Raw genomic sequence first — 18,562 nt, 5'->3', positions numbered from 1 at the left:
GACGGGAGAGAGCGAGGTCCGGGGCCGCAGCCTTCAGCCGTGCGGTCCCGCGCCGTACGGAGGCCACTCCGGCTCCGGGTCCCGCGGACCGAACAGCGCCGTCAGCGCCAGGTGAACCACCATCGCCGCGACCGGCCACGCCAGCAGCGCCCCCCGCGCCCTCAGCTCCAGCGGCGCGTCGAACGTGACGCCCTCCCCCACCGCCCGCGCATGCGCCACCACGTCGTCCGTCGGGCCGAACCACACCCCGATGCCCCACGCCAGCAGCGAGGCGAACAGGCCGCCGAGCGCCAGTGCCACCACCAGTCCGACGCCGCCCCGCCTGCGGAACCAGAAGACCGCCGCCGCGCTGACCGCACCGAACGCGAGGCCCAGCAGCGCGAACGTGCCGTCCGCGCCCACGGCCTCCTCGCTCTCCGTGTCCTTGAGGAAGACCGCCCTGTCGTTGGAGATCAGCGGCACCCGGGGAGCCAGCCACAGCCACAGCAGACCGAGCGCCACACCCAGGACCGCCACGGCCAGCACCACGACGGCCGCGTCCCTGAGGTCCGCCTTCATGTCGATGCCCTCCTCGGCCTCATGCGCGCAGAGCGGGGCCGACCCGGTTGGCGGGGACTGCCACGGGTCGTTGTCCGGCGGAGGCTGGTGCGGCGGAGTCAGAGGTGCGGTCACACCGCCATCGTGCCAGGCGTCACGGGGCGCTGCCTCATCGGACTGCCGCCCGACGGTACGCCCATGTCGCGACCGTCAGCGAAACGACACTCACGACCGCGCAGACGGCGAGGTCCAGTCCGACAACGGCCCAGTCGGGGTGTGCGCCGAAGGTCCGTGCGAGAGCCTCCACACCGTAGGTGGAGGGCAGCAGGTCACGGGCGTACGAGACGGGCCCGGGCAGCCGGCCGGCCGGGAGTACACCGAGCAGCAGGGCCGCTGACATCCCCAACTGGCCCAGCAGCGTGGCCAGTTCCTGGCGTGGCGCGAGCAGCCCGAGCGCCGCGCCGAGCCCGGCGAGGGCCGCGCCGGAGAGCGGGACGACCGCGGCGAGCACCCACAGATGTGTCAGTGGGAGCTGGAAGAGGATGCTGCCGGTGACGGCCGTGACGACTGTGCCGGGCACCGTGAAGGAGGCGTACGCGCCGGCCGCGCCGAGCACCACGGCCGCCGGCGGCACCGGCAGCGTGGCGTAGTGGTCGAGCCCGCCGCCGGCACGCAGCTGTCCGAAGTACTGGGCGAGCAGATTGAGCGCCACGAACGCGACCACCAGCACCGAGGACCCGGCGACCACGGCACGCGCCTCGGCGCCCCCGTCGACGACCCCGCGCATCAGGACCATGATCCCGATGGACTGGAAGGTCGCCACGAAGAGCAGCGGGATCCGGGCGACGCGCGCCCGGGACAGCTGCGCGCGGTACACGGCGCCGAGCGCCGGCAGCAGCCGCGCACGCGGCGCGAGCGGTGCCTCGGTGGTCACGGCCGCGCCCTGCGCCCTGATCTGCCCGGTCTTCCCGGACACCGCCTCCGCGGGCACGATGCTCACGCCTTGACCAGCCCCTTCGTCGCGTTCCCGCCGAGCGCCAAGTACACGTCCTCCAGACTGGGAGTGGCGAGCGTGAAGTCGTCGAGCGCCGCGAACGCCGCGCCCCCGGTCACCGCCGCGACCGCGGCCCGCGCCTCGTCCGGCGCGAGCCTGAGCACCCAGCGGCGCCCGGACTCCTGGGCCGAGGCGCGCAGCGCCGCGACTTCGGGCACGTCCAGCGGGGCACGCTCGCGCCACACCAGCTCGACCCGCACCTCGCCGGCGATCAGTTCCTTGAGCCCGGCCGGGGTGTCACAGGCGATGACCCGGCCACGGTCCAGTACGGCGACCCGGTCGAGCACGGTCTCGGCCTCGATGACGTTGTGGGTGACGAGCAGCACCGTCGCCCCGTTCTGGGCCCGCCGCCGGTCGACGGCGGCCCACACCGCGCGGCGCGCGACCGGGTCCATGCCGGTGGTGGGCTCGTCCAGGACGAGTACCGGCCGCTCCCCCACCAGCGTCGCCGCGAAGCAGGCCAGTCGGCGCTGTCCGCCGGAGAGTTTCTTCAGGGCACGACCGGCGATGCCGGTCAGCCCGAGTTCCTCCAGAACGGCGTCCCGCTCGGCGCGCGCCTCGCGTACGGACAGTCCGCGCAGCCGCCCCGTGGTCTCGGCCGCGAGCGAGACGGTCAGTTCGTCGAGTGCGGTGGATTCCTGGCCCAGATAGCCGATGAGCCGCGCCGCCCGCTCGGGGTGGCGCACAAGATCGTGGCCGAGTACCTCGACGCTGCCGGAGTCCGGGCGCATGAGGCCGGTGAGCTGGCGTACGAGGGTGGACTTGCCCGCGCCGTTGGGTCCCAGCAGCCCGAAGATCTCGCCGCCCCTGACATCGAGGCTGATTCCGTCGGTGGCGCGCACCTCGGGCGTCGCGGGAACCCCGCGACGGGCGCGCGCGGCGGGGTACGTCTTCACCAGTCGCCGCACCGCACACACCGTACTCACGAGGTACGAGACTACGGGGTCTTCGGGGCTACTCCCCGGCCGGGGCGTGTTCCGCCGCCGCCCGTACGTCGATCTCACGCCAGAATCCGGCCCGGATCGCATAGCGGTCGTGCTCGTCGATCTGGTCGTCCTTGTGGGCGAGAAGCCCGAAACGTGCCGCGTACCTCAGCAGTTCGCCGTCGATGCGGTGCGGAATACGCGGATACATGGTCGACAGCTTCTGCACATGCCCGGACTCCGGCAGCCGTTCCATCCAGCGCCGGGCGAACACCTGGCCGACCTCGAACGGGTCGCCGCCGACCGTGGTGATGTCCTCCTCGCGGTCGGCCCAGCGCTGCTCGGCGCTGGTGAGCTGGGCCAGCGTGGGCAGCGAGGCGGTCTCCGGCGGTTCGCCCAGGGGGCCGCCGCCGGGGCGCTCGACCCAGCCCTTGTCGGAGGACCAGCGCAGGGTGGCGCTCGTCGGGTGGGGCCCGGGGTGCGGGCCGGGGGCGCGCATACCCGCCAGGTCCTTGGGGGTGGGGACGCCCTTGGCCGCGGGGGCCGGGTGCGGCTCGGATCCGTTCTCCGCGGGGGCGGGCTGCGAGCCGTTGCGTGCGGCTGTGTCGGCGCGTTCCTGCGAGGCCGCGAGCGCGGATTCGGGCAGCGGCGCGGAGAGGATGGCCGCGATCTCGGGGCGCGGTACGGGCGGCGGGGCGCAGATGCCGGTGAGTTCCTTGGCCCGGACTGCCCGGGTGATCCAGACGCGGTCGAGCACCCGTCGTTCGTCGGCCTCGGCGACCAGGTCCTCGGACTGGTTGTAGTCGCCGTCGGCGGCCTGCACGGCCCAGAGGTGGACGGCGACGCCGTGCTCCTTGGCGGACATCAGCCCGGGGAGCAGATCGCCGTCGCCGGTCACAAGAACCACATCAGAGCAAGCGCGATTTCTGGCCAGCTCGGTGAGCTCGGCATGCATGGCCGCGTCGACGCCCTTCTGCGCCCAGCGACCGTCGCTGCGGGTCAGCGCGCCGAGACGGACCGTCACGCGCGGCATGACGCGCAGTCGGCGGTGCTCGGGCTGTGGTACGCGGTCGGGGGCGCCGTCGAACCAGTAGATACGCAGCAGGGGGCGTTCCGTATCGGCCTCGGCGAGGTCGCGCAGACCCTGGATGAGGGCGGCATGGTCGACGGTGATCCGGGAACGTGCCGGTTCCCCGGCGAGCAGGCTCGCGGCGGCGCCCAGCAGATATCCGGCGTCCACCAGGACAACGCAGCGGTCCACGCGTTCCACCCTCTTTCGGGAACCTCGGGATCGGGGAAGGGTCCGGATCTGGGATTGTTCCGGGTTTCCTTCGAGTCTGCCCGACCACGTGAGGGTTAACGGCCGGAACTCGATCATCGGCGTGGCGGATCCCTCGATCGTCGACCGATCCTCGGCACAACAAGCATCCCTTACGCCCCGCAGTGATCCAAAATGCGGCGTTTAGCCTGGTATGTGAATCTGGTCGCGGCCCTGGCCCCGAGACCCCCCACAGGAGGCATCACCATGGCCAAGAACAAGAATCGCAAGCAGAGCGGCCAGCAGGACCGCTCGTCGGCCGCCGCACACTCTGGCGAGCAGGCCAAGTCGACCGCATACGAGTCGCAGGCACAGCCCCAGTCCCAGGCACAGGGCAGCCCGGCGGATGTTGCGCGTAAGCACCAGCGGCGCTTCGGCCACAACTGATCTGCGTACGACGCAAGGGGCGCGCCCGTGACGACGGGCGCGCCCCTTGCGCATGATGCGGGTCGCTGTCCGTAGGCGGCCGTACGCACCAGGGCGTAGGCCTCCTCGTTAACCGGCCAGGCAGGACGGGCCGAGCAGCACCTTCAGATCACCGAAGAGCGCCGGGGCTGGCTGGACGCGGTGCCGGTCGAGCCTGAGGACCGTGGTCTTGCGGGGGCCCTGCAGCTTGATCCGGACCTCGGTGTTGCCCTTGTGGTGGCTGAGGATCTCACCGAGCCTCGTGACCATCGGCGGCGTGACCTTCACCGTCGGAATGGTGACGATCACCGGGGCGTTGGTGCCCGCCGACGACAGGTCGGGGACCATCAGCTCCATGGCGACCAGCCGCGGGATGTCCTCGCGCTTGTCCAGCCGTCCCTTGACGAAGACCACGGTGTCCTCGACGAGCTGGGTCGACACCAGCTGATAGGTCGCGGGGAAGAACATGCACTCGATGGAGCCCGCCAGGTCCTCGACCGTGGCGATCGCCCATGCGTTGCCCTGCTTGGTCATCTTGCGCTGGAGGCCGGAGATGATGCCGCCGATGGTGACGACCGCGCCGTCCGCGTGCTCACCGCCGGTGAGCTGGGAGATCGCCGCGTCCGTCTTGTCGCTCAGGACGTGCTCGATACCGAAGAGCGGGTGGTCGGAGACATAGAGGCCGAGCATCTCGCGCTCCTGCGCGAGCAGATACGACTTGTCCCACTCGATGTCGGAGAACTCGACGTCGAGCCCGAAGCCGGGCTCGTCGGTCGCTTCGTCGCCCATCCCGCCGAAGAGGTCGAACTGGCCCTCGGCCTCCTTGCGCTTGACCGCGACCACATTGTCGATCATCGGCTCGTGGTGAGCGACAAGCCCCTTGCGGGTGTGGCCCATCTCGTCGAAGGCGCCCGCCTTGATGAGCGACTCCACGGTCCGCTTGTTGCAGACGACGGCCTCGACCTTGTCCAGGAAGTCCGGGAAGGAGATGTACTTCCCCTTGGACTTGCGGCAGCGGATGATCGAGTCCACCACGTTCGTGCCGACGTTCCGCACGGCGGAGAGACCGAAGAGAATCACGTCGTCGCCCTGGGCGGCGAAGTTCGACTGCGACTCGTTCACATTGGGCGGCAGCACCTTGATGCCCATGCGGCGGCATTCGTTCAGATAGACCGCCGACTTGTCCTTGTCGTCCTTCACGGAGGTGAGCAGCGCGGCCATGTACTCGGCGGGGTAGTTCGCCTTGAGATACGCGGTCCAGTAGGTGACCAGGCCGTACGCCGAGGAGTGCGCCTTGTTGAAGGCGTACCCGGCGAAGGGGACCAGCACGTCCCACAGAGCCTGGATCGCCTCGTCCGAGTAGTTGTTCTTGCGCGCGCCGGCCTGGAAGATGCCGAAGTTCTTCGCGAGCTCCTCGGGCTTCTTCTTGCCCATCACACGGCGGAGGATGTCGGCCTCGCCGAGGGAGTACCCGGCGATGATCTGGGCGGCCTTCTGCACCTGCTCCTGGTACACGATCAGGCCGTAGGTGAGGCCGAGGACCTCCTTGAGGGGCTCCTCCAGCTCCGGGTGGATCGGTGTGATCTCCTGCTGGCCGTTCTTGCGGAGCGCGTAGTTCGTGTGGGAGTTCATGCCCATCGGGCCCGGCCGGTACAGGGCCGAGACGGCGGAGATGTCCTCGAAGTTGTCGGGCTTCATCAGCCGCAGCAGCGAGCGCATCGGGCCGCCGTCGAACTGGAAGACACCGAGCGTGTCACCGCGGCAGAGCAGTTCGTACGTCGTGGGGTCGTCGAGCGGGATGGCGAGCAGGTCCAGCTCGACGCCCTTGTTCGCCTTCACCATCTTGACGGCGTCGTCCATGATCGTGAGGTTGCGCAGGCCGAGGAAGTCCATCTTCAGCAGGCCGAGCGACTCACAGCTCGGGTAGTCCCACTGCGTGATGGTCACGCCGTCGGTGTGCCTGACCCAGACCGGGACGTGGTCGGTGATGGTCTCGCTGGACATGATCACGCCGGCGGCGTGCACGCCCATCTGCCGGACCAGGCCCTCGACGCCCTTGGCGGTGTCGATGACCTTCTTCACGTCCGGTTCGTTCTCGTACATCCCCCGGATCTCGCCCGCCTCGCTGTAGCGCGGGTGCTTGGGGTCGGTGATGCCGTTCAGGTCGATGCCCTTGCCGAGGACGTCGGCGGGCATCGCCTTGGTGAGCCGGTCGCCCATGGCATACGGATAGCCGAGGACGCGGGCGGAGTCCTTGATGGCGTTCTTCGCCTTGATCTTGCCGTACGTACCGATCATGGCGACCTTGTCGGCGCCGTACTTCTCGGTGACGTACCTGATCACCTCACCGCGCCTGCGCTCGTCGAAGTCGATGTCGACGTCGGGCATGGAGATGCGCTCGGGGTTGAGGAACCGCTCGAAGATCAGGCCGTGCTCGATCGGGTCGAGGTCGGTGATCCCCATGGCGTACGCGACGATCGAGCCGGCCGCGGAGCCCCGGCCCGGGCCCACCGCGATGCCGTTGTTCTTGGCCCACATGATGAAGTCGGCGACCACGAGGAAGTACCCCGGGAAGCCCATGTCGATGATGATGCCCATCTCGTACTCGACCTGCTTGAGCCGGTCGTCCGGGATGCCGCCGGGGTAGCGACGGGCCATGCCGCGCATGGCCTCCTCGCGGAACCAGGTCACCTCGGTGTAGCCCTCGGGGACCTCGAACTGCGGCATCAGGTTGCGCTCTTCGAACCAGCCCTCGGTGTCGATCTGCTGGGCGACCAGGAGGGTGTTGGCGCAGCCCTCCTGCCAGGCGTCCGAGGAGTCCACCGCGTACATCTCGTCCGTGGACTTGAGGTAGTAGCCGGTGCCGTCGAAGCGGAAGCGGTCCGGGTCCGAGAGGTTCTTGCCGGTCTGGATGCACAGCAGGGCGTCGTGGGCCGTCGCCTCGGCCGCATACGTGTAGTGCGAGTCGTTGGTGACGATCGGCGGGATGTCGAGCTTCTTGCCGATCTCCAGGAGTCCGTCGCGGACCCGGCGCTCGATCTCGATGCCGTGGTCCATCAGCTCCAGGAAATACCGGTCCTTGCCGAAGATGTCCTGGTACTCGGACGCGGCCTTGAGCGCCTCGTCGAACTGGCCGAGGCGCAACCGGGTCTGGAGCTCGCCGGAGGGGCAACCCGTGGAGGCGATGAGCCCCTCGGACCACTGGGCGATGGTCTCCTTGTCCATCCGCGGCCACTTCTGCAGCCAGCCCTCCGCATACGCGTCCGAGGAGAGGCGGAAGAGGTTGTGCAGTCCCGTCCTGTCGGCCGCCCAGATCGTCTTGTGGGTGTAACCGCCCGAGCCGGAGACGTCGTCCCGCTTCTGGTGCGGCTGGCCCCACTGGATCTTCCGCTTGTTCCGCCGGGACTCCGGAGCGACATACGCCTCGATACCGATGATCGGCGTGACGTTCGCCTTCTTCGCCGAGTGGAAGAAGTCGTACGCGCCGTGGAGGTTGCCATGGTCGGTCATGGCGATGTGCGTCATGCCCATCTCGTTGCAGGCGTCGAACATGTCCTTGAGCCGCGCGGCACCGTCCAGCAGGGAGTACTGGGTGTGGACGTGAAGGTGCGTGAAAGGCGGCTTGGTCACGGCGGAATGCCTCCGGAGAAACGGTGGGTGACAGGCTGCGGGCAGTCTGGGGGAACAGCGTGGAAGTCTACGTCTTGGCACTGACAGTCCGCGGGCACTCCCGAGTACCGTCGTGCGTTGAAGGGGCGGAACCACCCGCCCCGTTTGCATGCACCAGGAGGCACCCAGCGATGTCGGTACCGCGATCCGCCGAGGTCACAGCTGAAGAGCGCGGCGATCAGATTCTCGCCGTGTTCGACACCGCTTTCGGCCAGCTGCTGGCCGCCGATCCCGCGGCCTTCCGGGTCAAATTCCGGAAGATGGCCTCCTCGGCGTTCGCGTTCTACCGAGGCACCGCCTGCCTCTTCTACAACGACCTGGAGCGGGAGCAGCACGGCGGCCCGTTCCTGGACGACCGCACCGGCCGGGTATGGGTCCACGGCGACCTGCACGCCGAGAACTTCGGCACGTACATGGACGCCAACGGCCGTCTGATCTTCAACGTCAACGACTTCGACGAGGCGTACGTCGGCCCCTTCACCTGGGACCTCAAGCGACTGGCCGCGTCCCTGGCGCTGATCGGCTACACCAAGGCGCTCAGCGACGAGCAGATCACCGAGCTGGTGCGGACCTACGCCGCCGCGTACCGCGAGCGCATCCACGCACTGGCGACGGGCGCGAAGAACGACGAGGTGCCGCCGTTCACCCTCGACACCGCCGACGGCCCGCTGCTGGACGCGCTGCGCGACGCCCGTTCGCTGACCCGCTTCTCGCTGCTCGACTCGATGACCGAGATCCGTGACTTCGAGCGCCGGTTCGCGCCCGGCGGCGGCTCGATCGAGCTGGACGCGGCCACCCGCTACAAGGTGCTCGCCGCGTTCGACGGCTATCTGGAGACGCTGCCCGAGTCCAGCCTGACCCGGCCCGACTCGTACCGCGTCAAGGATGTCGTGGGCCGCCGCGGCATCGGCATCGGGTCCGCCGGCCTGCCCTCGTACAACATCCTCCTCGAGGGCAACAGCGACGCCCTGGAGAACGATGTCGTCATCTATATGAAGCAGGCGCAGACCCCCGCGGTCTCCCGGCACATCACCGACGCCTCCGTGCGGGAGTACTTCCAGCACGAGGGCCACCGCACGGTGATCTCGCAGCGCGCGCTCCAGGACCACGCCGACCCGTGGCTGGGCTGGACTGAGCTCGACGGCACCGGTCAGCTGGTCGCCGAGGTGTCTCCGTACGCCGTGGACCTGGACTGGTCGGACATCGACGACCCGGAGGAGATCGCGGCGGTCGTCGCCGACCTGGGCCGGGCGACGGCCACGATGCACGGCGCGGCCGACGACGAGAGCGGTCACTCCCTGGTGCCGTTCTCCACCGAGCGGGCCATCGACGCGGCGATCGCCGCCGACGAGGACGGCTTCCCCGAGCTGCTGGTCGAGTTCGCCCACAGCTACGGCGCGCGGGCCCGTGCGGACCACCAGATCTTCGTGGACCTCTTCCGTAACGGTCTCATTCCGGGCCTGTAGTACCGGCCGGATCTTTAGGGATCTCCTACCGGCGCGCATGGGACACTCCCGGTGATGGACGTAACGGCGACACAGCTCAGGTGGCTGCGGGCAGCGATCTTCACGGCTCTGGTCGTGACGCTGTCCGCGGCTTCCCATGTGCTGCTCTCGCAGGTGCCGCTGCCGCTGACCACCGTCGCGGGGCTGTCCGCGGGCGTCTTCGCCCTCGCGTTCGCCCTTTCGGGCCGGGAGCGCGGCTACTGGCGGATCGCGAGCCTGCTCGTCCCGCTGGAACTGGCAGCGGACACCGTCTTCACCACCGGCCAGGACGTCTGTTACGGCCCCGGCGGCGGACCGGTCGCCGGATCGCTGCGGTCGGTGGGCTTCGACGTGCTCTGCGGCGGCAGCGTCGGCACCCGGCTGGCAGGAGTGTCCCCCGACAGCCACGGCGCTCTCTCCCTGCTGCACTCCGACGACCCCGCCCTGCCCTGGCTGCTGCTCGCCGCGCACATGACGGTCGGGCTGTTCGCCGCGGCCTGGCTGCGGCGCGGCGAGTCCGCGCTGGCCGGGCTGGTGCGGGCGGTGGGCGCGTTCGCCTTCCGGCCGCTGCTGCTGGCAGTCGCGGCGGCCGGCACGGCCCATCGTTCCGTACGCCGCGGAGCGCGCCCCGCGCTCCGGCGCCCCGTCCTCTCCCGCACCCGGCTGCTGGTGCACTCCGTCGGACGGCGGGGACCGCCACGCTCGGCCGCTGTATTCGCCTGAGCCCGCAGTCCCCTTTTTTCGTATCCCCTTCCGCATCCCGGCCACAACATCGCCGGATGCGACCTCACACGGAGTGAACCAGCATGAGTGCACGCAACAGCCAGGCCAACAAGGCGGCGGCCCGCGAACGACTGCGCCAGGAGCGTGAGCGCCAGGCCAAGAAGGACAAGACCCGCCGCCAGCTCGTCGTCATCGGCTCGACGATCGTCGTCCTCGCCATCGCGGGCGGCGCCGGATACGCGATCATGCAGGCCAACAAGCCGAGCCACTGGGAGTCGGTGAAGGACGAGAAGAACGTCACGGCGCCGAAGAACACCGAGGGCGAGAACGGCACGACCGTCGTCATCGGCAAGCCGGCCGCGAAGAAGACGCTGGAGCTGTACGAGGACTCGCGCTGCCCGATCTGCGCGACGTTCGAGCAGACGGTCGGCCCGACGGTGAAGAAGGACGTCGACGCCGGCAAGTACAAGATCAAGTACGTCGGCGCGACGTTCATCGACGGCGCGAAGTCCATCAACGGGCAGGGCTCGAAGAACGCGCTCAGCGCGCTGGGTGCGGCGCTGAACGTGAGCCCGGAGGCGTTCTCCGAGTACAAGACCGCGCTGTACTCGAAGGCGTTCCACCCGCAGGAGACGGACGACAAGTTCGCCAAGGACGACTACCTGCTGAAGGTCGCCGACTCGGTGCCCGCGCTGAAGAACAACAGCGAGTTCAAGAAGAACGTGGAGGACGGCACGTTCGACGCGTGGGCGCTGAAGATGTCGGACGCGTTCAACAAGAGCGGGGTCACGGGCACGCCGACGCTGAAGATGGACGGCAAGAAGGTCACGGTGGAGGGAACGGACAACCCGCCGCTGACGGTGGAGGCGTACAACGCCGCGATCGCGAAGGCGCTGAAGGGCTGACGGACTGACGGACTGACGGGTCGGGCGCGTCCCTCGGACCCCGGGTCGGCCGGGCTGCCGAGGCCGGGTTACCGAGGCCGGGCTGCCGAGGCCGGGCTGCCGAGGCCGGGCTGCCGAGGCCAGGTTGCCGCGGGCCGCGCCGGCGCCCTGCGGATGAGGTGCGCGCCGGGCCCGCCGCGGCTGGCCCGGTTCAGCGCGCGCCGCCGGCGGGCGGGCCGGGTCCGCCGCCGTCGCCACCTGTACGGTCGCGCGCCGCCCACTGGGCCCGGTCGGCCCCTCGCTCCTCCCGCCCCGCCCAGCCGACACCCGGCGCACCGCGGGACGAGGCTCGCCCGTCACCCCCAGTCCTGCGCAGCAGTGGGCGGCACCCCGCGCAGTACAGGCTCTCCGGCCCACCCGATCGGTTCGTCCCCGCGCCGCGAAACCGGCCGCCTTCCCCACCAGGTGTCAGGGAACTGCCCCTCGTTTCGGGAAGCGGCGGGGGTGGGGGAAAGATCCCGCCCGAACCCATCCGCCCCGGTGCGCCCCCACCCCATCGCCCAACCCCCGGCAACCTCCCGGTTGCCCCGCCCCCATCTCCCGACGAACTTTCTCCCCGACCCTCGCCCATTCCTCTACCGGCCAGTAGTCTCATCGGCCGTGACCAGTCGAAGCCCGTCAACTCCCAGTCGCCGCACGGTCGTCAAGGCCGCAGCCGCCACTGCCGTCGTCGCCGCGCCCACCCTGAATGTCGCCACCTCCGCCACCTCCGCCACCGCCGCGTCCGCCCAGGAGGCACCCGCCTTCCTGCACGGCATAGCCTCCGGCGATCCTCTGCCCGACGGCATGCTGCTGTGGACGCGCATCACCCCCGCCCCCGACGCCGTGCCCGGCTCGGGCAAGGGCCCGGACACCGCCGTCAGTTGGGAGGTCGCCGAGGACAAGGGCTTCACCAAGATCGTCGCCCGGGGCACCACCACCTCGAAGGCCTCCTCCGACCACACCGTCAAGGTGGACGTCAGGGGCCTGCGCCCGGCGACCGTCCACTACTTCCGCTTCACCTCGGGAGCGAGCGTCTCCCCCGTCGGCCGCACTCGCACGGCCCCGGCCACCGATGCCGCCACGCCCGGCGTCCGTTTCGGCGTGGTCTCCTGCGCCAACTGGGAGGCCGGTTACTTCTCCGCGTACCGCCATCTCGCCGCCCGAGCCGACCTGGACGCGATCCTCCACCTCGGCGACTACATCTACGAGTACGCGACCGGCGGCTACCCCGAGCCGAAGTACGTCGTGCGGCAGCACTCGCCGAAGCACGAGATCATCACGCTGGCGGACTACCGCTTCCGGCACGCCACGTACAAGACGGACGCCGACCTGCAAGCCATGCACGCCGCGCACCCGGTCATCGCGATCTGGGACGACCACGAGTTCGCCAACGACGCCTGGTCGGGCGGCGCGGAGAACCACACGCCGGGTGCCGAGGGCGACTGGGCCGCGCGCGCCGCCGCCGCCCGCCAGGCCTACTTCGAGTGGATGCCGGTTCGCGCCTCCACCGAGGGCACGGTCTACCGGCGGCTGCGCTACGGCAAGCTCGCCGATCTGCATCTGCTGGATCTGCGCTCGTTCCGCTCGAAGCAGGCGAGCGTGGGCAGCGGCGAGGTCGACGACCCGGAGCGCAGCATCACCGGGCGGGCCCAACTGGACTGGCTGAAGGCGGGGCTGGCGGCGTCCGACGCCTCGTGGAAGCTGGTCGGCACATCGGTGATGATCTCGCCGGTGGCCTTCGGTTCGCTCCCAGCCCGTCTTCTGGAGCCGATCGCGGAGTTACTGGGACTGCCGAAGGGCGGCCTCGCGGTCAATGTGGACCAGTGGGACGGCTACACGGACGACCGCAGGGAACTGCTGACACACCTCAACCGGCGCGGCATCGAGAACACCGTCTTCCTGACCGGCGACATCCACACGGCCTGGGCGAACGATGTGCCCGTCACGGCGGCCACGTATCCGCTGTCCCCGTCCGCCGCGACCGAGTTCGTGGTGACGTCGGTGACCTCCGACAACCTGGACGACATCCTTCATGTCGCACCCGACACACTCTCGCTGATCGCCGAGACGGCGATCAAGGCGGCCAACCGCCATGTGAAGTGGCTGGACATGGACGCGCACGGGTACGGCGTACTGGATGTCACGGCCGAGCGATCGCAGATGGACTACTACGTGCTGTCCGACAAGAGGAAGCAGGACGCTTCGGCCTCGTGGGCGCGTTCGTACCGGACGCTGAGCGGCACACAGAAGATCGAGCGCGTGCACCAGCCGGTGGCCTGATCTCGGCGGCTGGCTTGGATGGGCTGATTCCAGCCATTCGACGGTGTGTTGACTGGAAATCACATTGTTGCGACGGGTGGTGTCTCCGGTGGCGTGAAACCGGAGACACCACCCGCTACTTTTGCATCTCGCGTTACTTCGGCACGCCGGCTCCTTGGGGGCCGCGGAGCTTTCTCCTGTAATCGCCGTGGTTATTCGCGAGTTCATTGGGCTTGATTGCCCCTCCCTGAAACATGTCATGCACCCGTAATCTCCCCGCGATGGCCAGAAAGGCCCCCTCCCCAACCCCCCACGCGAGGAGTTACTATGCGCATGCTCGCCCGTATATCGCCACGAATGCGCAGCCGCGCGATCGGTACCGCAATCATGGCCGGAACCCTGGCTCTTTCCCCGCTCTCCGCTCCCGTCGGCGTCGCCGCAGCCGGCCAGGCCGCCACCTCCGCCACCAAGGCCGCGGCCACCGCCTCCGCCGCCGAGTGCGAGGAGGGAACGGGCACCGCCGCCCGTAAGTCGCGCGTCGGCGCCGCGGCCCACACGCACGAGCCCAACGACGTCACCGCGGCCCAGGCCCGGGCCATGGAAGCGGACCTGAAGAAGAGACTCGCGGCGGCCGGGCCCAAGGCCCGCAGAGTGTCCGCGGCCGCGAAGACCACCATCCCGGTCTACTTCCACGTCCTCCACAGCGGTTCGAGAGGCAAGCTCAGCTCGACCGCCGTCAAGAAGCAGATCGCGCACCTCAACGCGACCTACGGGGGCAAGGGCGCCGGCAATCACGACTCCCGCTTCCGGTTCACCCTCGCGCGCACGGACTACACAAACAAGGCGACCTGGTTCAACCTTCAGCAGGGCACCTCGGCCGAGAGGGCCATGAAGAAGAGGCTGCACAAGGGCGGCGCGAACGCGCTCAACTTCTACACGGCCCGTATCCGCTACCTGCTCGGCTGGGCGACCTCCCCGGCCGGGTACGCCTCCCGCCCGACCGACGACGGTGTGGTCGTGCTCGACACCTCGCTGCCCGGCGGCACCGACCCACACGCCAACGAGGGCGACACCGCCACCCACGAGGTCGGCCACTGGCTGGGGCTGCACCACACCTTCGAGGGCGGCTGCTCCGGCAACGGCGACTACGTCTCCGACACCCCGGCGGAGAAGACCCCCGCGGAGGGCTGCCCGACCAACCGTGACACATGCAAGTCGGCGGGTAAGGACCCGATCCACAACTTCATGGACTACTCGGACGACGCGTGCATATACCAGTTCACCTCGGGCCAGGTGCGGCGGATGAAGGACAGCTGGACCGCCTACCGGGCGGGCTGAGCCGAAGGCTGCCCGCCGTGCGCGGCGGGCAGCCCTGCCCGCGGACCCAGGTCCGGCTACAGCGTGGCGAGAAATCCCAGCGCGATCCGCCAGGTCTGGTCGGCCGCCCGCTCGTCGTAGTCGGGCAGATCGGGATCGGTGTAGAGGTGCCCGGCACCCGGGTACCGGTAGATCTCCACGTCCGCGCCCGTCCGCTGCATCTGCAGATACCAGGTGCTCAGCCAGTCGTGCGTCTCGAACGGATCGGGGTCCGCGACATGGAGTTGCACGGGCAGCTCGTCCACGGTGCTCCCCTCCGCGATGTCGGAGGTGCCGTGCAGAAGCAGCAGACCACGCGCCTTCTCGTCGCCCAGCGCGAGGTTCTGCGCGATCGAACCGCCGAGGGAGAATCCGGCATACACCAGCCCCTCGTCGGAGTGGGGCGCGGCTGCCACGACCGCCCTGCGGAGCAGCTCGTCCGTGCCGATCTTTTCCTTCAGCGCCCCGCCCTCTTCGACCGTGTCGGCGGTTTGCCCCTCGAAGAGGTCGGGCACGTGAACCTGGTGCCCGGCGTCCCGCAGCCGGTCGGCTGCGGCATGCACCGCCGGGCGCAGACCGTAGACCGAGTGGAAAAGCATGATGTTCATTCGGCCATCCTGCCAGTTAGCGTCGGAGACATGGAGAACGTACTGCGCCCGTTGATCGTGCTCGGTGGCTCGGTCCTGCTCACGCTGCTGCTCGGCTGGGCACTGGACCTGCTGCTGCGCCGCATCGACGACCGCCACCCCGAGACCCCGCTCTGGGGCCTGCTACGCCGCTGCCGCGTTCCCTTCCAGGTCGTGCTGCTCACCGCGGCGCTCAGAGGGAGCTTCCGCGAGACGGGCTGGCGACCGGTCGAGGAGCACGAGGCGGGCATCGGCCATGTGCTGTCACTCGTGCTGATCGGCGCCGGGGCGTGGCTGGTGACCAGGATCGTCTGGGCCGTCGTGGAGTCGTCGTACGCCCGGTACGCCTCCGCGACGCGCGATCCCGCACGCGTCCGGCGGGTGCGCACACAGGTCACGCTGATCATGCGCATCGTCACGGCGATCGTCGTGGTGGTGGCGGTCGCGGCGATGCTGCTGACCTTCCCCGGGATGGAGAAGCTCGGTGCGTCGATGCTGGCGTCCGCGGGCGTCATCGGCATCGTCGCCGGTGTCGCGGCCCAGTCCACGCTCGGTAACCTCTTCGCCGGATTCCAGATCGCGTTCGGTGACATGGTGCGCATCGGCGACACCGTGGTGGTGGACGGGGAGTGGGGTGTCGTCGAGGAGGTCACGCTCACCTTCCTCGCGGTACGGACCTGGGACGAACGGCGGATCACGATGCCGGTCTCGTACTTCACCGGCAAGCCCTTCGAGAACTGGTCGCGGGGCGGAGCCCAGATGACCGGGACCGTCTTCTTCCATCTGGACCACTCGGCACCGGTGGGGCTGATGCGCGAGAAACTCCAGGACATCCTGCGGGAGTGCCCGGCGTGGGACGGCCGGGACTGGAGCCTGGCGGTCACCGACACGACCCCGACCACGATGCAGGTCCGGGCGGTGGTGACGGCGAAGGACGCGGACGACATCTGGACGGCTCGGTGCACGGTGCGCGAGCAGATGATCGCCTGGCTGTACGAGAAGCATCCGTACGCACTGCCCCGCGTCGCGACCTCACCCGGTGCGCAGCCGGCGCCGGAGACGAGGGCCGCGCCCCTGCTGCCCTCCCCGGCGGACGGCGAGCACGACGACGACCACGACGGCGACAGCGCGCGGCCCCGCACGGGTCGTGGCTGACGTGGGCAGGCCGACGGGCGACGCATTCCCCCTTGCCGACGCTCGGGGCGGGGTGGGGGCGCGGGGGCCGGGGCTCCGTCGCGGATTCCGGGACGGAGCCCCGGCCCGCGCGCCGGGAAGGATGCCCTACAGACCCCGCCGCATTCCGCGGTGACCGATCCCCGCGTCCAGGAACTCCGCCCCGTACGCCACGTACCCCAGCCGCTCGTAGAACCCGGTCGCATGCGTCTGCGCATGCAGATCCACCGCCGAGAGCCCCCGCTCGCGCGCCGCGTCCTCGATCGCCCGCACCAGGGCCACACCCACACCGAGCCCCCGCGCCGCCCGCGTCACCGCGAGCCGGCCCAGGGAGCCCACCGAGAGGTCCCCGCCCGTCCTGTCCGCCGCTGCGGGGCCGTGCAGCAGCCGCCCCGTGCCCACGGGCTCCCCGTCGTCCGTGACCGCCAGGACATGGATCGTGTCCGCGTCCTCATCGTCGAACGCGTCGTACTCGATCTCCGCCGGGACTGCCTGCTCGCCGACGAAGACATCCTTGCGGACCGCGAAGCACGCCTCGCGGTCGGCGGGACCGACCGCGACACGCACCACGTACCCGCTCACGCGCTCTCCGCCGCGATCCTGTCCAGCGCCGACCGCAGGTCCTCGGGGTAGGAGCTCTCGAACTCCACCCACTGCCCGTCCGACGGGTGCTCGAAGCCCAGGCGCACCGCGTGCAGCCACTGCCGGGTGAGCCCCAGCCGCTTCGCCAGCGTCGGGTCCGCGCCATAGGTCAGATCGCCCGCGCAGGGATGCTTGTGCGCGGCCATGTGCACGCGGATCTGGTGCGTGCGACCCGTCTCCAGCTTGATGTCCAGCAGCGACGCGGCCCGGAACGCCTCGATCAGGTCGTAGTGCGTGACCGAGGGCTTCCCCTCGGCCGTCACCGCCCACTTGTAGTCGTGGTTCGGGTGCCGTCCGATGGGGGCGTCGATCGTCCCGCTCATCGGGTCCGGGTGGCCCTGGACCAGAGCGTGATACCGCTTGTCCACGACCCGGTCGCGGAACTGCGCCTTCAGCAGGGTGTACGCCCGCTCCGACTTGGCGACGACCATCAGCCCCGACGTGCCGACGTCCAGCCGGTGCACGATCCCCTGCCGCTCCGCGGCGCCCGACGTCGAGATCCGGTACCCGGCGGCCGCGAGACCGCCGATGACCGTCGTCCCGGTCCAGCCGGGGCTCGGGTGCGCGGCGACGCCGACCGGCTTCACGATCACGACGATGTCGTCGTCGTCGTGCACGATCTCCATGCCCTCGACCGGCTCGGCCACGATCTGCACGGGCGCGGGCGCCTGTGGCATCTCGACCTCAAGCCAGGCGCCGCCGTGGACGCGCTCGGACTTTCCGACGACCGAGCCGTCGACCTGCACCTTCCCGGCGGCTGCCAGTTCGGCTGCTTTCGTGCGGGAGAACCCGAACATCCGGGAGATGGCGGCGTCGACGCGCTCGCCCTCGAGGCCGTCGGGTACGGGCAGGGTGCGGATCTCGGGAACTGTACTCACCCGTCGAGTATGCCTTGTCAGTCCTTGTGGACAGTGCCGTCGGGGTCCAGCCCGCGGAACGACAGGATCACGATCAGGAAGCCGCCGCAGACGATCGCGGAGTCGGCGAGGTTGAAGACGGCGAAGTGCGCGGGCGAGATGAAGTCGACGACCGCGCCCTCGAAGACGCCCGGCGAGCGGAAGATCCGGTCGGTGAGGTTGCCGAGCGCCCCGCCGAGCAGCAGCCCGAGGGCGATCGCCCACGGCAGGCTGTACAGCTTGCGCGCCAGCCGCACGATCACGGCGATCACCGTCGCCGCGATGAAGGTGAAGATCACGGTGAAGGCCTCGCCCATGCCGAAGGCCGCGCCGGGGTTCCGCACCGCCTCGAACTTCAGCAGGTCACCGACGATCTCGATCGGCTCGTGGTGCTCCAGCTTGGCCACCACGAGCATCTTGCTGACGAGGTCGATCAGGTAGGCGACGACGGCCACCCCGAACAGCACGAGGATCTTGCGCCTGCCCCTGGGCTGCTCGGCGGGCGCCGCAGCCTCGTCGGCTCCAGCTGAATCCGACGTACCGATGATGCGCTCCGCCTCTGCCACGTGTG

General features: G+C 69.8%; 16 protein-coding genes. 7 read left to right on the top strand and 9 right to left on the bottom strand.

The window, feature by feature from the left end:
• Positions 1-33: 33 nt before the first annotated feature.
• The 4 genes from OG293_RS27320 to OG293_RS27305 are packed head-to-tail and all read right to left on the bottom strand — an operon-like array spanning position 34 to position 3,784.
• Positions 34-672: an ABC transporter permease gene (locus OG293_RS27320; protein ID WP_406001428.1), complete on the bottom strand. Its 639-nt coding sequence runs from the start codon at positions 670-672 to the stop codon at positions 34-36.
• Positions 673-706: 34 nt separating this feature from the next.
• Positions 707-1,492 carry an ABC transporter permease gene (locus OG293_RS27315; protein WP_406003726.1) on the bottom strand — a complete coding sequence of 262 codons (786 nt, stop codon included), beginning with the start codon at positions 1,490-1,492 and terminating at the stop codon, positions 707-709.
• Between the two features lie 41 nt (positions 1,493-1,533).
• On the bottom strand, positions 1,534-2,508 hold the full coding sequence (locus tag OG293_RS27310) for an ABC transporter ATP-binding protein (protein WP_406003725.1): 975 nt from the start codon (positions 2,506-2,508) through the stop codon (positions 1,534-1,536).
• 37 nt (positions 2,509-2,545) lie between these two features.
• Complete coding sequence (locus OG293_RS27305; RefSeq protein WP_406001427.1) at positions 2,546-3,784, bottom strand: NYN domain-containing protein; 1,239 nt, start codon at positions 3,782-3,784, stop codon at positions 2,546-2,548.
• Positions 3,785-4,039: 255 nt separating this feature from the next.
• Here OG293_RS27305 and OG293_RS27300 point away from each other — a divergent pair, with 255 nt between their 5' ends.
• Positions 4,040-4,219, top strand: coding sequence for a hypothetical protein (locus OG293_RS27300; protein ID WP_406001426.1), 180 nt, complete (start codon positions 4,040-4,042; stop codon positions 4,217-4,219).
• A 108-nt stretch (positions 4,220-4,327) separates the two neighbouring features.
• Here OG293_RS27300 and dnaE read toward each other — a convergent pair whose 3' ends face one another.
• Positions 4,328-7,867, bottom strand: a complete 3,540-nt coding sequence (gene dnaE / locus OG293_RS27295) for a DNA polymerase III subunit alpha (protein ID WP_406001425.1) — start codon at positions 7,865-7,867, stop codon at positions 4,328-4,330.
• A gap of 170 nt (positions 7,868-8,037) precedes the next feature.
• Here dnaE and OG293_RS27290 point away from each other — a divergent pair, with 170 nt between their 5' ends.
• From OG293_RS27290 to OG293_RS27270, 5 genes are all read left to right on the top strand, one after another.
• Positions 8,038-9,372, top strand: a complete 1,335-nt coding sequence (locus OG293_RS27290; protein ID WP_406001424.1) for a DUF2252 domain-containing protein — start codon at positions 8,038-8,040, stop codon at positions 9,370-9,372.
• A 54-nt stretch (positions 9,373-9,426) separates the two neighbouring features.
• On the top strand, positions 9,427-10,113 hold the full coding sequence (locus OG293_RS27285) for a hypothetical protein (protein ID WP_406001423.1): 687 nt from the start codon (positions 9,427-9,429) through the stop codon (positions 10,111-10,113).
• Between the two features lie 83 nt (positions 10,114-10,196).
• Positions 10,197-11,018, top strand: coding sequence for a DsbA family protein (locus tag OG293_RS27280; protein WP_406001422.1), 822 nt, complete (start codon positions 10,197-10,199; stop codon positions 11,016-11,018).
• A gap of 639 nt (positions 11,019-11,657) precedes the next feature.
• A complete protein-coding gene (locus OG293_RS27275) occupies positions 11,658-13,319 on the top strand; it encodes an alkaline phosphatase D family protein (RefSeq protein ID WP_406001421.1) in 1,662 nt (553 codons plus the stop codon).
• A 306-nt stretch (positions 13,320-13,625) separates the two neighbouring features.
• Positions 13,626-14,636, top strand: a complete 1,011-nt coding sequence (locus OG293_RS27270) for a zinc metalloprotease (protein ID WP_406001420.1) — start codon at positions 13,626-13,628, stop codon at positions 14,634-14,636.
• 56 nt (positions 14,637-14,692) lie between these two features.
• Here the strand turns inward: OG293_RS27270 and OG293_RS27265 are convergent, their stop codons facing one another.
• A complete protein-coding gene (locus tag OG293_RS27265; RefSeq protein ID WP_406001419.1) occupies positions 14,693-15,262 on the bottom strand; it encodes a dienelactone hydrolase family protein in 570 nt (189 codons plus the stop codon).
• A gap of 30 nt (positions 15,263-15,292) precedes the next feature.
• On the opposite strand from OG293_RS27265, the gene OG293_RS27260 reads away from it, so the two are divergent.
• A complete protein-coding gene (locus tag OG293_RS27260) occupies positions 15,293-16,435 on the top strand; it encodes a mechanosensitive ion channel family protein (RefSeq protein ID WP_406001418.1) in 1,143 nt (380 codons plus the stop codon).
• A gap of 126 nt (positions 16,436-16,561) precedes the next feature.
• Here OG293_RS27260 and OG293_RS27255 read toward each other — a convergent pair whose 3' ends face one another.
• The 3 genes from OG293_RS27255 to lspA are packed head-to-tail and all read right to left on the bottom strand — an operon-like array spanning position 16,562 to position 18,557.
• Positions 16,562-17,035 (bottom strand): GNAT family N-acetyltransferase, encoded by a 474-nt coding sequence (locus OG293_RS27255; protein WP_406001417.1) that lies wholly within the window; start codon positions 17,033-17,035, stop codon positions 16,562-16,564.
• Positions 17,032-17,973, bottom strand: a complete 942-nt coding sequence (locus tag OG293_RS27250; RefSeq protein ID WP_406001416.1) for an RluA family pseudouridine synthase — start codon at positions 17,971-17,973, stop codon at positions 17,032-17,034. The genes OG293_RS27255 and OG293_RS27250 overlap by 4 nt, the downstream gene beginning before the upstream one ends.
• Before the next feature lie 17 nt (positions 17,974-17,990).
• A complete protein-coding gene (lspA, locus tag OG293_RS27245) occupies positions 17,991-18,557 on the bottom strand; it encodes a signal peptidase II (RefSeq protein WP_406001415.1) in 567 nt (188 codons plus the stop codon).
• Positions 18,558-18,562 lie beyond the last annotated feature (5 nt).

Origin of the sequence: Streptomyces sp. NBC_00829 (assembly GCF_045161795.1) — a bacterium.
Classification (GTDB): domain Bacteria; phylum Actinomycetota; class Actinomycetes; order Streptomycetales; family Streptomycetaceae; genus Streptomyces.
This window is presented reverse-complemented; position numbering and strand designations above follow the sequence as displayed.

Coding starts and splice junctions, on each gene's coding strand:
- OG293_RS27265 (WP_406001419.1), bottom strand. CDS start 15,262: ATGAACATCATGCTTTTCCACTCGGTCTACGGTCTGCGCCCGGCGGTG.
- OG293_RS27290 (WP_406001424.1), top strand. CDS start 8,038: ATGTCGGTACCGCGATCCGCCGAGGTCACAGCTGAAGAGCGCGGCGAT.
- OG293_RS27280 (WP_406001422.1), top strand. CDS start 10,197: ATGAGTGCACGCAACAGCCAGGCCAACAAGGCGGCGGCCCGCGAACGA.
- OG293_RS27300 (WP_406001426.1), top strand. CDS start 4,040: ATGGCCAAGAACAAGAATCGCAAGCAGAGCGGCCAGCAGGACCGCTCG.
- OG293_RS27270 (WP_406001420.1), top strand. CDS start 13,626: ATGCGCATGCTCGCCCGTATATCGCCACGAATGCGCAGCCGCGCGATC.
- OG293_RS27260 (WP_406001418.1), top strand. CDS start 15,293: ATGGAGAACGTACTGCGCCCGTTGATCGTGCTCGGTGGCTCGGTCCTG.
- OG293_RS27285 (WP_406001423.1), top strand. CDS start 9,427: ATGGACGTAACGGCGACACAGCTCAGGTGGCTGCGGGCAGCGATCTTC.